The sequence below is a fragment of the Streptomyces sp. CB09001 genome (genome assembly GCF_003369795.1).
Classification (GTDB): Bacteria; Actinomycetota; Actinomycetes; order Streptomycetales; family Streptomycetaceae; genus Streptomyces.
Map to the genome: position 1 here is coordinate 5406703 of NZ_CP026730.1, position 14504 is coordinate 5421206.

The window sequence follows — 14504 nt, forward strand, 5'->3', positions numbered from 1 at the left end:
TCTCATCCGGCGTCGAGCTGGTGGTCCGCCCAGACGTACGTCTCGGGCAGCAGGTCGGTGACGGGGACCGCGCGGACGCGGTCGCCGTCACCGACGATCACCTCGAGGCCGGGGAAGTAGTCGAGCAGGACCTGACGGCACCGGCCGCACGGTGGGACGACCCCGCGCTCACGGTCCCCGACCGCGACGATCGTCCGCAGCTCGTACACGCCCTGGGCCGCCGCCGAGCCGACGACGACCAGCTCGGCGCAGGGGCCGCCGGTGAAGTGGTAGGCGTTGACGGCCGTGACGATCCGGCCGTCCCGGGCGCGGGCCGCGGCCGCCATGGTGTGGTTGTCGCCCCGGCAACGGGTGCGGGCCACGTGCGCCGCGGCCTCGATGAGTTCGTGGTCGACGGGGTTCGTCTGCGAGGGCATCGTCTCTGCCTTGTCAGGTGTCGGACGGCGTCGGGCCGGGCCCTCGGCCGGTCCACGGACGCGTAAGTTCCGCTGCTGGTCGTGTGGTGTTGCTCTTCTGTTCGGATGATAGGCACAGCCTCGCGGGAGGGTCGCGCCAAAGCACCCGACGCCAAGGGAACGGATCGTTGGCACACGCCTGGAAAGCCAAGCCCGACGAAGTGCCTCTCGCCTCCCTGGTGCGAAGGGAGGAACGGCAGGCCGAAGCGGCCCCGGCGCCGGGCAACCGGCCCATGTCCACCGACGTTGCCATGAACCTGCAGCGGTCCGCCGGCAACCAGGCCGTGTCCCGCTTGGTCTCCAGCGGCCCGAGCGGCCGGGCGCACCCGGTCCAGCGTGCTTCCCCCGCGGAGCTCGACCACACGGCCGGGCAGGCGGTGCCGCCGAAGAAGACCAAGGACCACGAGATCGACGACGCGGGCGACGTACGGCTGAACCCCCTGTGGGTGCCGCTGGGCGAGTTCAGCGGCCGGGACCTCGACAACAGCCCCGAGGGCGCGAAGTGGCAGTACGCCGTGACGGAGGACGGGGAGATCTCCCTGGGCAGTGAGGATGTCGCCTCGCTCATCCCCAGGGCCCAGCTCGACCGACTGCTCGCCGGAATGCGGACGAAGCAGCCGGGGATGACCGCCGACGACCTGTCCGGCGGCCTGGAGAACATGGGCCACCCCACGATCGCGGCCCATTTCGACCAGGTGACCGGCAGGACCACGCACAACCCCAAGGGCCGCGTCAGCGGCGAGTTGTACCGCATCGGCGGTGTCTGGACGCTCAATGACAAGTCCGGCCGGTTCATGGCCGAGAAGGTGCGGGGCAAGCCGCAGCCCGAGGATCTGGAGCGCTGGCTGTCCGGCGTGGCCCAGCGGATCGGCAGGCAGACGCGTCGGCGTATCAACTACCAGATCATGAAGCACTCCTGACAAGATCCGGAAGCGGAACCGGAACCGGAACCGGAACCGGAACCGGTCCGGGCGGGCGGCGAGTCGGGGGCCCGGTACCGGTGGTCACCGGTGCCGGGCCCCGTCCCCGTGCCGGACTTCTCCGGACCCTCAACCGGAGAAGCCGACGTGCGCGAGCCGCAGAGCGCCGCGCAGCCTGATGCGGAGATCGTGGACGCCCTCGGCGGCGAAGGCGCTCTCCAGCTCCACGTAGTCGTACGGCCCCGCGGTCGGGGCCTGCGGTGACAGCGCCGCCGTCCACGGGCCCCCGCCGAGGGCGACCTCGACCGAGCCCGCACCCGCGACCGACACGGTCACCCCGCTCACCCCGGTGCCGAAGTCGCAGTCCCGGTAGAGCAGTTCGCCCGTTCGTCCGGAGGCCGCCGTCAGCGCGTCGCCCGCGGCCCTCGTCCGGTCGACGATCTCCGTGCCGCTCTGCTCATCGAAGTCGACGGCCGCCAGGCCGCGGACGCCCACCGGGCGCGGTGCCGCGGGCTCGCCGTCGAGGGTCAGGGTCGTCGACAGGCGCACGTCCTCGCTGGAGGCACCCACCAGCAGGGCGTACGGCCCCGGCTCCAGCCGCCACAGGTCGTGCGCGACGTCCCAGAACTCGAGGGCGGACAGCGGCACCTGGAAGGAGACCCGGTCCGACGCCCCCGGGGCCAGGGTGAGCCGGCGGTGGGCCAGCAGTTCCCGGCGCGGGCGCGGCACCGACGGTGCCTCGGCACGGACGTAGAGCTGGGCCACCTCGTCGGCGGACACCTCCCCGGTGTTGGTGACCGTGAAGGACACGGCCACCGTCCCGTCCCGCACCTGCGCCGTCAGGTCCCCGTACCCGAAGGACGCGTAGGACAGGCCGTGCCCGAAGGGGAACAGCGGTGTCCCCTCGAAGTACAGGTAGGTCTGGCGGCCGCCGATCACGTCGTAGTCGAGGAGGCCGGGCAGGTCGGCGTCGTCGGCGTACCAGGTCTGCGGGAGCCGGCCCGCGGGGGAGACGTCCCCGGCGAGGACCCGGGCCAGCGCGGTGCCGGCCGCCTGCCCGCCGTGCGCGGTCCACAGCACCGCCGGGAGCGTCTCGACGTCCACCGCGTACGGGTAGGCGGACACCAGCGCCAGCACGGTCGCCGGGTTGGCGGCGCGGGCCGCGCGCAGCAGCCGTTCCTGGTGGGCGGGCAGCCGCAGCGTCGTACGGTCCTCGGTCTCCCGGCCGTTGATGTGCGGGTCGTTGCCCGCGACCACGACGACCACGTCCGCCCCGGCCGCCACCCGCGTCACCGCGTCCTCGCCGCGCTCGACGACGACCAGCTCGAAGAGCTCGGCGTCCGTGTCGTCCCCGGCGCCCGCGTCCGGCGCGGCAACCTTCACGCCGTCGGCGGCGACCTGGACGGGACGACCCGTTCCCGCGTGCCTCAGGAGGTGACCGTCGTCGTGGGGCTCCAGCCGGAAGGTCTCCTGCACGATCCAGCCCCCGGGCTGGTCGGCGGAGGCGCGCACGAAGCCGTCCTCGGCGACGGACAGGTACCGGCCGTCGGGCGCGCGCAGGGTGAGCACGCCCTCGCCCCAGTCGATGAGCGCCAGTTCGGTGCCGACGGCGTCGGTGGTCAGGGGCGGCAGGTCGGTGCGGCCGGCCAGCAGGGCGGGGTCCAGGGCGCCCTCCGTGCCGCGCGCCTCGGCGGGGGCGTCGTCCGCCGCGAGGACGTGCAGGAACCTGCCGTCGGCCGTGCGCAGCCGTACCCGGTCCACGCCCTCCGCGAAGCTCACGCGGTCGGCGCCGAACCGCTCGTACAGGCCCTCCAGCGGAGTGGAGCGGTGGATGAGCGTGCCACTGTACCAGTCGAGCTTGCACTCGTCGGCGAGCAGTCCGACGACGGCGACGCGGGTGTCGGGGGCCAGCGGCAGCACCCCGTCGTTCCTGAGCAGGACCACCGCCTGCTCGGCCGCCTCCCGGGCGAGTACCCGGTGCTCCGGCGTGTCGAAGTCCCCGGCGGTCTCCGCCGCACTCGCGTACGGATCGTGCTCCGGGTCGAACTCGCCCAGCCGGAAGCGGACCGACAGCTGACGGCGTACCGCCGCGTCCACGTCCGCCTCCGTCAGCAGGCCCGCGTCCAGGGCGCCCCGGACCCGGGCGACGATCCTCGAGGAGTCCGTCCCGTGGTCGGTGAAGCTGTCCACCCCGGCCCGCAGCGCGGCGGCGGTCGCCTCCTCGTGGGTGTCGAAGTAGTGCTCCGAGTCGACCAGGTTGGAGGGCGCGCCCGCGTCCGAGCAGACCAGGAGATCCTCCCGCGTCCAGGTGCGCAGGTGCCGGCCGAGGTACGGGGAGAGGTGGTTGGGGCGGCCGTTGACCAGGTTGTAGGCCGGCATCACCCCGGCCACCGCGCCCGCCTCGACCGTGTCGCGGAAGGCCCGCAGGTCGTACTCGTGGAGGACGCGCGGACGGACGGAGGCCGAGGAGGTGTCCCGGTCGGTCTCGTTGTTGTGCGCGAGCCAGTGCTTGAGGACGGGTGCGGTGCGCCAGTACGCCGGGTGGTCGCCGCGCAGGCCCCGGGTGTAGGCGGTGGCGACGGCGGAGGTGAGCCTCGGGTCCTCGGAGTAGCCCTCCTCGTTGCGGCCCCACAGCGGGTGGCGCAGCAGGTTCACCGTCGGGGACCAGACGTTGAGGCCGACGCGGTCGTCCCGCGCGCGCATCGCCCTGGCCTCCTTGGACACCGCCTCGCCGATCCGCCGCACCAAATCCTCGTTCCAGGTGGCGCCGATCCCCACGGCCTGCGGGAACACGGTCGCCGGGCCCATCCAGGCCACGCCGTGCAGCGCCTCCTGGCCGGTGCGGAAGGCGGCGATGCCGAGCCGCTCGACCGCGGGCCCGAACTGGTGCAGGAAGGCGGTCTTCTCGTCGAGCGTGAGCCGCGACATCAGGTCGTCGACGCGCTTCGCGAACGGCAGTTGCGGATCACGGAACGGCGGCGTGGGTGCGGTCACCTGAGGGTCCCCTTGTGGTGGAGCGGGCAGGACGTCGAAGCGCTTCGATGCTCCGTGCAGCCCTGTGTGGGTGTCAAGACGCGGACCAATCTTGGGAACGACCCTTGTGTGCCCCGAGGGGTTAACTTAACCTCGCTGCAACATCGAAGCGCTTCGACACGAGCTGTTCTCAGTTCCCTCACGACACCGCAGCCGACGGCCACCGTCGGGTGTCCTGGTGTGCCACGAAGGCACGAAGGGTTGACGCACATGACGCCGAACGCCGCCTCCGGTCCCAGCCGGAGAAGTTTCCTCGCCTCCACCGCGGTCGCCACCGCAGCGGTGGCGGGAGGGGTGCCGCTGCTCTCCGCCTGCGGCGGATCCGACGGAGGCTCGCGCGACGGCACCACGTCGGGCAAGGACGCCGAGAAGCTGCTGCCGGCCTACGTGGCGGCGGGCGTGGTCACGCCCGACATCCCGAGCAAGAACGGCTCCGCGGTCGGCTTCACGAGCAAACTCGACCTCGCGGACCTGAAGACCTCGGTCCCCGAGAAGCTCGGCAAGGGTGGCCGGGTCACCGTCATGTCGCCGTTCTGGGGGTCCCCGCCCAAGGACGACAACGCCTACTACAAGGCGATGAACGACCTCATCGGCGTCGACGTGGCCTGGCAGAACCAGGACGGCAACACCTACGACCAGAAGCTCGGCGCGGTCCTCGCCTCCAGCGAGGTGCCCGACGTCGTGGTCGTCCCCGGCTGGAACATGACCGGCAAGATACCCAGCGCCATCATCGGCAAGTTCGCCGACCTCGGTCCCTACCTCTCCGGCGACGCGGTCAAGGAGTACCCGAACCTCGCCGCGATCCCCACCGACGCCTGGCAGCGCTCCATCTTCGGCGGCAAGCTGCTCGGCCTGCCGATGCCGTCCTCGTACGTGTCCGGCATCCTGCCGCTGTACCGGCAGGACATCTTCGAGAAGGAGGGCTACGAAGTCCCCCGGTCCTGCGACGAGTTCATGGCGATGGCCAAGGACGCCACCAACGCCAGGGCCAAGCGCTGGGCCTGCCTGGACATGAAGTGGACCGCCTTCAACGCCTTCGGTGTGCTCTCCGGCAACGAGAAGTCGCTCGGCTGGAACCAGGCCGACGGCAAGCTGATCTACCGCGCCGAGACCGACGAGTACCTCGAGGCGCTGGAGTGGACGCGCAAGCTGTTCGCCGCCGGGGTCGTGCACCCCGACGCCAAACTCGGCAAGTCCAACGCCGCAGACCCCGGACCCAAGTTCGCCGCCGGCGAGTTCCTCGTCTACAACCAGGACATCTCCCAGTGGTGGAGCCGCACCGCGGAACAGGCCATCCAGAACCCCGAGTTCAAGATCTGGGGCATGGACTTCTTCGGGCACGACGGCGGTGCGCCCACGCTGTGGGCGCAGAACCCGGCCAGCATCTTCGCCTTCGTCAACAAGAAGGCGTCCAAGTCCGTGATCCGCGACGTGCTGGCCGTCGCCAACGTCACCGCCGCGCCGTACGGCACCAAGGAGTACATGGCCACCAACTACGGCGTCGAGGGCACCCACTACACCGTCGAGGACGGCGTGCCCACCAAGACCGACCAGGGCAACATCGACGTGATGAACGCCTACGTGATGGTCGCGAGCCCCGCGGCGACCATCGCCCACCCCGACTTCCCCGAGGTCGCCAAGGGGCAGGTCGAGTGGCAGCAACGGACGGGCGCCGTCACCAAGAAGCCCACGTTCTACGGCATGCAGATCGTCGAGCCCGCCCGCTACACCAACCTCTCCAACGACTTCGAGCAGCTGGAGGACGACATCGTCCGCGGCCGCAAGAAGATCGGCGACATGCAGCAGGCCGTCTCCGACTGGAAGAGCAAGGGCGGGGACAAGCTGCGCGACTGGTACCAGAAGATCCTCGACGAGAACGGTCCGGCGGCCGGCTGACCAGGTACCGAGGCAAGGAGAACCACCGTGTCCCACAGCACGGTGCCTCGGACCAGGACCGAGGCCGATGCGACGAAGAAGACCCCGGTGGCGTCCGGCGACGCCACCGGTCCCCGGGGGAAGAAGCGGCACCCGGGGAAGCTGAGCCTGCGGCTGCGGCTGCGCCGTGACCGCCTGCTCCTGCTGATGACGCTGCCGGCCGTGCTGCTGGTACTGCTCTTCAACTACGTGCCGATCCTGGGAAACGTCGTCGCCTTCCAGGAGTACGACCCCTACATCAGCGACAACGGGATCGTCTCCATCCTGCACAGCCCCTGGGTGGGCCTGGAGAACTTCCAGCGGATCTTCGAGGACTCCGCCTTCTGGAACTCGGTGCGCAACACGCTCGTGCTCTTCCTGCTCCAGCTCGTGCTCTACTTCCCGATCCCCATCGCGCTCGCGCTGCTCATCAACAGCGTGGTCAGGCCCCGGGTGCGGGCCATCTCGCAGGCCATCCTCTACCTGCCGCACTTCTTCTCGTGGGTGCTGGTCATCGCCGTCTTCCAGCAGCTGCTCGGCGGCGCCGGGCTGCTGTCCCAGCTGCTGCGCGACCACGGGTACGACGGGCTCGGCGTCATGACCGACCCGGACACCTTCAAGTTCCTGGTCACCGCGCAGAGCGTGTGGAAGGACGCCGGCTGGGGGATCATCGTCTTCCTCGCCGCCCTCGCCTCGGTCAGTCCCGACCTGTACGAGGCCGCCGCGATGGACGGCGCGAACCGCTGGCGCCGCATGTGGCACGTCACGCTGCCCGCGCTGCGCCCGGTGATCGCCCTGCTGCTGGTGCTGCGCGTCGGCGACGCCCTGACGGTCGGCTTCGAACAGATCCTGCTGCAACGCGACGCCGTGGGACCGGGCGCGGCCGAGGTCCTCGACACCTTCGTGTGGTGGAACGGCGTACGCAACCAGGACTTCGGCTACGCGGCCGCCGCGGGGCTCGTCAAGGGCGTCATCAGCCTCGGCCTGGTCCTGGTGGCCAACAAGGTGGCCCACCTCATGGGCGAGCAGGGGGTGTACAAGAAGTGACTGCCGTACCCGAAGCGACGGCCGTACGGGACACGACCGCCGCGAGCGATCCGCCCGCACCGAGGCCCCGCCGCCCGTGGGCGGCCCCGCCCCGCCCCGTGTGGGAGGAGGAGCCCAGCCGGGCCGGACTCGCCGGCAAGGGGCTCGTGCTGCTCCTGGCCTGCCTGGGCATCCTCTTCCCGCTGTGGATCGTCGTCGTCACCAGCCTGTCCAGCCGCAGGTCCATCGACGAGGCGGGCGGCCTCGTGATGATCCCCAAGGACATCACCTTCGTCGCCTACCAGGAGCTGCTCAGCGGCGGCCAGGTCACCCGCGCCGCCCTCGTCAGCATCGGCGTCACACTCGTCGGCACCCTGTTCTCCATGGCGGTGTCCGTACTGTGCGCCTACGGGCTCTCCCGCACCGGCTCGCTGGGCCACCGCTGGATCCTCATGGTGCTGCTCGCCACGATGTTCTTCAGCGCGGGCCTCATCCCCACCTACCTGCTGGTGCAGTCCCTGGGCCTGACCGACAGCTACCTCGCGCTGATCCTGCCGAGCGCGATCAGCGTCTTCAACATCCTGGTGCTGCGCGGCTTCTTCATGGGTATCTCCCAGGAACTGATCGACAGCGCCCGCATCGACGGCGCCGGGGACCTGCGCATCCTGTGGCAGATCGTCCTGCCGCTGTCCCGCGCGGTCGTCGCGGTGATCACCCTCTTCTACGCCGTCGGCTACTGGAGCGCCTGGTTCAACGCCTCCCTCTACCTGAACGACCAGGACATGCTGCCCCTGCAGAACGTCATGATCCAGCTGGTGCAGAAGCAGGAGGCGCCCGTCGGCCTCGGCCAGGCCATCAAGACCGGTGAACTGTCCGGACTGGCCGTCCAGATGGCCGTCATGGTCATGGCCCTGCTGCCGGTCGCCGTCCTGTCGCCCTTCGTCCAGCGCCACTTCAGGAAGGGCATGCTCACCGGGGCGGTGAAGGGCTGATGCCGAACCTCTCCGACGCCACCGGCCGCCGCATCCTCTACGGCGGCGACTACAACCCCGAGCAGTGGCCCGAGGAGACCTGGCCCGAAGACATACGCCTGATGAGGGCCGCGGGCGTCAACTCCGTCACCCTCGGCGTCTTCTCCTGGTCGAAACTCGAACCACGGCCCGGCGTCCACGACTTCGGCTGGCTGGACCGGCTCATGGACCTGCTGCACGAGGCCGGCGTCGGCGTCGTCCTCGCCACCCCCACCGCCTCGCCCCCGCCCTGGCTGGGCCACCTCCACCCCGACACCCTGCCCCGCGACGCCGACGGCCGCACCGAGTGGTGGGGCGGACGGCAGCACTTCTCGCACTCCAGCACCACCTACCGCCACCACGCCGCCGCCGTCACCGAGGCGCTGGCCGCGCGGTACGGGAGCCACCCCGCGCTCACCATGTGGCACATCAACAACGAGTACTGCACCTACGACCACGGCGACGAGGCCGCCACCCGCTTCCGCCGCTGGCTCCAGGACCGCTACGGCACCCTGGACGCCCTCAACACCGCCTGGGGCACCGCCTTCTGGAGCCAGGGCTACGGCGACTGGGCCGAGGTCGCCCCGCCCCGCCGCGCCCATTACCTGAGGAACCCCACCCAGGTCCTGGACTTCCGGCGCTTCACCTCCGACATGCTCCTGGAGTGTTACACCGCCGAGCGTGACATCGTCCGCCGCCACACCCCGCACATCCCGGTCACCACCAACTTCATGCCGCTGTGGTCCGGCCAGGACGCCTGGCGCTGGGCCGAGGAGGAGGACGTCGTCTCCGTCGACCTCTACCCCGACCCGCGCGACCCGTTCGGCGCCCAGGAGGGTGCCCTCGTCCAGGACATGACCCGCTCCCAGGCCCGCGGCCCGTGGATGCTGATGGAACAGGCCGCCGGTCCGGTCAACTGGCGCGGCGTGAACCACCCCAAGCCGCACGGCCTCAACCGCCTCTGGTCGCTCCAGGCGGTGGCCCGCGGCGCCGACGCCGTCTGCTACTTCCAATGGCGCCAGTCGCGGCAGGGCGCCGAGAAGTTCCACTCCGGGATGGTCTCCCACGCGGGGGAGCGGGGGCGTACCTTCCAGGAGATCAAGCAGCTCGGCGCGGATCTGGCCCGGATCGCCCCGCACGTCAGCGGCGGCGCGGTCGCCGCCGACGTCGCCGTCCTGCACGACTGGGACTCCTGGTGGGCCGGCGACCAGGAGGCCCGGCCCTCCCGCGAGGTCGACTACCCGGACGTGCTCCGCGCCTGGCACCGCGCGCTCTGGCAGGCCGGTCTCACCACCGACTTCGCCCACCCCTCCCACGACCTGACCGGCTACCGGCTCGTGGTCGTCCCGCAGCTCTACCTCCTCACCGACGCGGCCGTCGACAACTTCCTCGCCCAGGTGCGTCGGGGCGCCACCCTCGTCTGCGGCTTCCTGACCGGTGTCGCCGACCAGGACGACCGGATCCGGCCCGGCGCCATGGACGTACGGCTGCGCGAGCTGTTCGGGATCCGCACCGTGCACGAGTGGTGGCCGCTCCGGCCGGGTGGGACAGCCGAGTGCGAGGGCGGCCTGCGCGGCACCCTGTGGTCCGAGGAACTCGAGCCCGACGGCACCGCCGACGAGACCATCGCCTACCAGGGCGGGGAACTCGACGGACTGCCGGCCGTCCTGCGCAAGGGCCGTGCCTGGTACCTCTCCACGCTCCCCGAGCCGGACCCGCTGCGCGCGCTGCTGGCCCGCGCCGCCGCCGACGCGGGCGTCCGGCCGGTGCTCGACGGACTCCGGGACGGCGTCGAGGCGGTCCGGCGCGGTGACCTGCTGTTCCTGCTCAACCACGGCCGCGAACCGGTCACCGTCGACCTCCCGGGCACCCACCACGACCTGCTGACCGAGACGACGGCCACCGACCGGATCACCCTCGGCCGCTACGGCGCGGCGGTGCTGAAGCCATGAGCGCCACGCCCGTCCACGGCACCTGGGAGCCGGAGCCCGCCGCCCGCTGGGAGGACGCCTTCCTGAGCGGCAACGGCCGTCACGGCGCCCTCGTGTTCGGCGATCCGGACACCGACCGGGTCGTCGTCACCCACCACACCCTCGTCCGCCCCGACGGCGACGACGAACACCGCCGCCCGCCCGCGCTGGCCGCCGGGCTCCCCGCCCTCCAGGACCGCCTGCTGGCCGGGGACACCACCGCCGCCGAGGACTTCACCGACGGCCGCCCGCTGCAATGGGTGCGCCCCTTCCACCCGGCCTTCCAACTGCGCCTGAACCGACCACCGGGCACCGACACCCAGCACACCCACCACACCCACGCCCCCTACCGCCGCGCCGTCGACTTCACCACCGGCGAGATCACGGCCACCCGCGGCGACTGGACCAGCAGCGTCTTCGTCTCCCGCGCCGACGACGTGATCGTCCAGCGCGTCACCGCTCGGCACCTCACCCTCGACCTGTCCCTCGACCCCCGTCTCCCCGGCGCCCCCGCCGGGCTCCGCATCGGCCACGGCGCCGTCCTCGCCCCCGAGGGCGCCCTGCTCACCCTGCGTGCCCGCTATCCCGGCAGCGGCCTCGCCTACACCGGTGTCGCCCTCGCCGCCGTCAACGGCGGCACCGTGAGGCTCGTACCGCCCGGCGTCCTCGTCGAGGCCGCCACCGAGGTGCTGCTGCTCACCCGGGTGCACCGCCACACCGGCGAGCTGGACACGGTCGCCGAGAGCCGCGCCCTGCGCGACCTGCTGGACGGCACCTCGTCCGCGGCCTCCTACGACGGCCTCCTCGCCCGGCACCTGACCCGGCACCGCACCGCCTACGACCGCGTCACCCTCGACCTCGCCGCCGACCCCGCCGAACGCGCCCTGCCGGGCTCGGAACTGCTCGCCCGGCCCGGCGGCCCCGCCCTCCTGGAACGCCTCTTCGCCGCCGGCCGCTACCACCTGCTCTCGGCGAGCGGCCTGCTCCCGCCCCGCCTCACCGGCCTGTGGACCGGCGACTGGAACACCGCATGGTCCGGCGCCTTCACCACCAACGCCAACCTCAACCTCCAGACCGCCTCCGCCGCGGCCGCCGCCCTCCCCGAGGTCACCGAGGCCCACGCCGCGCTGGTCCACCGGCAACTGCCCGACTGGCGGGACAACGCCCGAGAGATCTTCGGCGCCAGGGGCGTGGTCGCGCCCTCGCACACCGACGGCGCGTGCGGCCACACGTACCACTTCAGTCGCGAGTACCCGCTGCATCTGTGGACCGCGGGCGCCGACTGGCTGCTCAAGCCCCTCCTCGACCACGACGAGACCCATGGCACCGACGACCCCCGGACCACCGCCGTGCTGGCCGAAGTCGCCCTCTTCTACGAGGACTTCCTCCAGCGCAGCGACGAGCACGGCCGGCTGGTCGTCGTCCCCTCCTACTCGCCCGAGAACCGTCCCGCGGGCGCGAGCTGGGGCGCCCTCAACGCGGCCATGGACCTCTCCGCCGCCCGGCACGCCCTGCTGGCCGCCGCCGACCGCCACCCCGAGCACGCCGACCGCTGGCGCGCCCTCGCCGACCGCCTCCCGGCGCACCGGGTCAACGCCGACGGCGCCCTCGCCGAGTGGGCGTGGCCCGGCCTGGCGGACACCTACGACCACCGCCACCTCAGCCACCTCTACGGCGTCTGGCCGCTGGACGAGATCAACCCGTACGACACCCCGGGCCTCGCCCAGGCGGCCCACCGCGCCCTCACCCTGCGCGGCGCCGAGAACGACTCCGCCCACGGGCACCTCCACCACGCGCTGATCGCGGCCCGCCTCCGGGACGGAGCCGGGGTCGCGCACGCCCTGGGACAGGTGCTCGGCGGCGACTACTTCCACGCGTCCCTCATGAGCGCGCACTACCCCCACCGCGACGTCTACAACGCGGACGCAGCACACGCCCTGCCCGCCGTGCTCGTCGAGATGCTCGTGCACTCCACCCCCGGCCGGCTGGTCCTGCTCCCGGCCCTCCCCGCCTCCTGCCCGCAGGGCGAACTCAGGGGCGTACGCACGCGGTTCGGGGCCGTGCTCGACCTCACCTGGGAGCGCGACGGCAGCGCGACGGCCGTCCTGCACCCTGCCCGCACCCGCCGCATCGAACTCCGGACCCCCTCCGGCGCCGAACCGCTCGACCTCGTCGCCGGGGAGGACCGCGTCATCAGCGTCAAGGCGCGGTAGCACCAGCGCACCTCCCCCCACCCATGGAAGGAAACGCCATGGCACCACGCACGCGCCCCACCCGCACCCGCGCCCGCACGCGCACCCTGACCGCTCTCCTCGCCCCGGCCCTCGCGCTCGGCGCCACCGTCGGCCTCGCCGCCGCCCCCGCCCAGGCCGCCGTCTGGAACTCCTGCGACCAGTGGGGCAACACGAGCCTGAACGGCTACACCCTCTACAACAACATCTGGGGCTCCGGGGCCGGCAGCCAGTGCGTCTGGGCCAACTCCGGTACGAACTGGGGCGTCTGGGCGGACCACCCCAACACCGGCGGCATCAAGTCCTACCCGAACGCCAAGAAGGTGATCAACAAGCCGATCACCTCGCTCGGTTCACTCAGCAGCAGCTACAGCGTCACGGTCCCGTCCTCCGGCGCGTACAACACCTCGTACGACATCTGGGACACGGACTACGACTACGAGATCATGCTCTGGGTCAACCACAACGGCGCGGTCGGCCCCCTCGGCACCGCGCAGGGGACCGTCAGCCTCGGCGGCCACACCTGGAACGTCTACAAGGGGGACAACGGTGCCAACGAGGTCTTCTCGTTCCTGCGCACCTCGGACTCGAACTCCGGCACCGTGAACATCCTCCCGATCCTGAAGTGGATCAAGGACACCAAGGGCTGGATGGGCAACGAGACCATCGGCGACGTGCAGTTCGGCTACGAGATCACCTCGTCCGCCGGCGGCCTCGACTTCCGCACCGACCACCTGACGGTCAGCGGCGGCTGACCACCGCGCCCGCACGCCACGGCGCGGGGGCCGGTCCCGGGACCGGCCCCCGCGCTCTCCGAACGACACCCCTAGGGCCGGACGGGCGCCGGCCCCGAGCTGGCCCGGACGGTCAGCTCCGGTGCGAGCAGCACGACCTCGTCACTGCCGCGGCCCTCGAGCTTGGCGACCAGCTGTTCCACGGCCCGCCGGCCCATCTCCTGCGCGGGCAGCGCGACCGAGGTGAGCCGCACCGAGGCCTGGGTGGCGACCTGCTCCGGGCAGACCGCGACCACCGACACGTCCTCCGGCACCGCCCGGCCCTGCTGGCGCAGCAGGGCGAGCAACGGCTCGACCGCCGACTCGTTCTGCACGACGAAGCCCGTGGTGTCCGGGCGTTCGTCGAAGATGCGGGCCAGCGTCGCGGCCATCGCGTCGTACCCGCCCTCGCAGGGCCGGTGCAGCAGCCGCAGGCCCAGCTCACGGGCGCGCGTGCGCAGCCCGTCGAGGGTGCGCTCGGCGAATCCGGTGTGCCGTTCGTAGACGGCGGCTGCCTCGCCGATGACGGCGACATCGCGGTGCCCCAGCTGCGCCAGGTGCTCCACGCACAGCGCGCCGGTCGCCCGGAAGTCCAAGTCGACGCAGGTGAGACCCTCGGTGTCGGCGGGGAGGCCGATCAGGACGGACGGCTGGTCGGTGCCGCGCAGCAGGGGGAGCCGCTCGTCGTCGAGCTCGACGTCCATCAGGATCATCGCGTCGGCGAGCCCGCTGCCGGTGACGCGGCGCACCGCGTCGGGGCCCTCCTCACCGGTGAGCAGCAGGATGTCGTACCCGTGGGTGCGCGCGCCGGCCGCGACCGCGATGGCGATCTCCATCATCACCGGCACGTACATGTCGGTGCGCAGCGGGATCATGAGGGCGATGATGTTCGACCGGCTGCTGGCCAGTGCGCGGGCGCCGGCGTTCGGGTGGTAGCCGAGCTTCCGGATGCTCTCCTCGACCCGCTGCCGGGTGGTGGTGGAGATGGACCGCTTGCCGCTGAGGACATAGCTCACCGTGCTCGCCGAGACTCCGGCGTGCTGGGCGACCTCGGCGAGGGTGACCATCCAGCTCTCCAAGCTTTGTGAAGCGCTTCGACAGCGCGTGCGGCCAGTAGGGGTGGGGCGAGAGTGGTTCGACAGTAGCCGCAGTGCGGATGGGTGTCCATAGTC

At 71.8% G+C, this 14504-nt stretch carries 10 protein-coding genes; 7 read left to right on the top strand and 3 right to left on the bottom strand.

Annotation, left to right across the window (positions count from 1 at the left end):
* Window positions 1-2: 2 nt before the first annotated feature.
* Window positions 3-416 (bottom strand): cytidine deaminase, encoded by a 414-nt coding sequence (locus C4J65_RS25325; RefSeq protein WP_115744455.1) that lies wholly within the window; start codon window positions 414-416, stop codon window positions 3-5.
* Between the two features lie 272 nt (window positions 417-688).
* On the opposite strand from C4J65_RS25325, the gene C4J65_RS25330 reads away from it, so the two are divergent.
* Window positions 689-1375: a hypothetical protein gene (locus tag C4J65_RS25330; protein ID WP_162833348.1), complete on the top strand. Its 687-nt coding sequence runs from the start codon at window positions 689-691 to the stop codon at window positions 1373-1375.
* A gap of 129 nt (window positions 1376-1504) precedes the next feature.
* Here C4J65_RS25330 and C4J65_RS25335 read toward each other — a convergent pair whose 3' ends face one another.
* A complete protein-coding gene (locus C4J65_RS25335) occupies window positions 1505-4369 on the bottom strand; it encodes a glycoside hydrolase family 3 C-terminal domain-containing protein (protein ID WP_115744457.1) in 2865 nt (954 codons plus the stop codon).
* Between the two features lie 249 nt (window positions 4370-4618).
* Between C4J65_RS25335 and C4J65_RS25340 the strand changes: the two genes are divergently transcribed.
* The 6 genes from C4J65_RS25340 to C4J65_RS25365 all read left to right on the top strand — a co-directional run bounded on the left by C4J65_RS25340 (window position 4619) and on the right by C4J65_RS25365 (window position 13314).
* Window positions 4619-6304 (top strand): extracellular solute-binding protein, encoded by a 1686-nt coding sequence (locus C4J65_RS25340; protein WP_115744458.1) that lies wholly within the window; start codon window positions 4619-4621, stop codon window positions 6302-6304.
* Between the two features lie 27 nt (window positions 6305-6331).
* Window positions 6332-7369: an ABC transporter permease subunit gene (locus C4J65_RS25345; protein WP_115744459.1), complete on the top strand. Its 1038-nt coding sequence runs from the start codon at window positions 6332-6334 to the stop codon at window positions 7367-7369.
* Between the two features lie 98 nt (window positions 7370-7467).
* A complete protein-coding gene (locus C4J65_RS25350) occupies window positions 7468-8340 on the top strand; it encodes a carbohydrate ABC transporter permease (protein WP_162833625.1) in 873 nt (290 codons plus the stop codon).
* Window positions 8340-10310 (top strand): beta-galactosidase, encoded by a 1971-nt coding sequence (locus C4J65_RS25355; RefSeq protein WP_115744461.1) that lies wholly within the window; start codon window positions 8340-8342, stop codon window positions 10308-10310. The genes C4J65_RS25350 and C4J65_RS25355 overlap by 1 nt, the downstream gene beginning before the upstream one ends.
* A complete protein-coding gene (locus C4J65_RS25360) occupies window positions 10307-12541 on the top strand; it encodes a glycoside hydrolase N-terminal domain-containing protein (RefSeq protein WP_115744462.1) in 2235 nt (744 codons plus the stop codon). Before C4J65_RS25355 ends, C4J65_RS25360 begins: the two co-directional genes overlap by 4 nt.
* A gap of 38 nt (window positions 12542-12579) precedes the next feature.
* The gene (locus C4J65_RS25365) at window positions 12580-13314 is read left to right on the top strand and encodes a hypothetical protein (RefSeq protein ID WP_115744463.1); all 735 of its coding nucleotides are present in this window, start codon (window positions 12580-12582) and stop codon (window positions 13312-13314) included.
* A gap of 71 nt (window positions 13315-13385) precedes the next feature.
* Here the strand turns inward: C4J65_RS25365 and C4J65_RS25370 are convergent, their stop codons facing one another.
* On the bottom strand, window positions 13386-14399 hold the full coding sequence (locus tag C4J65_RS25370) for a LacI family DNA-binding transcriptional regulator (RefSeq protein ID WP_115744464.1): 1014 nt from the start codon (window positions 14397-14399) through the stop codon (window positions 13386-13388).
* Between the last annotated feature and the right edge of the window lie 105 nt (window positions 14400-14504).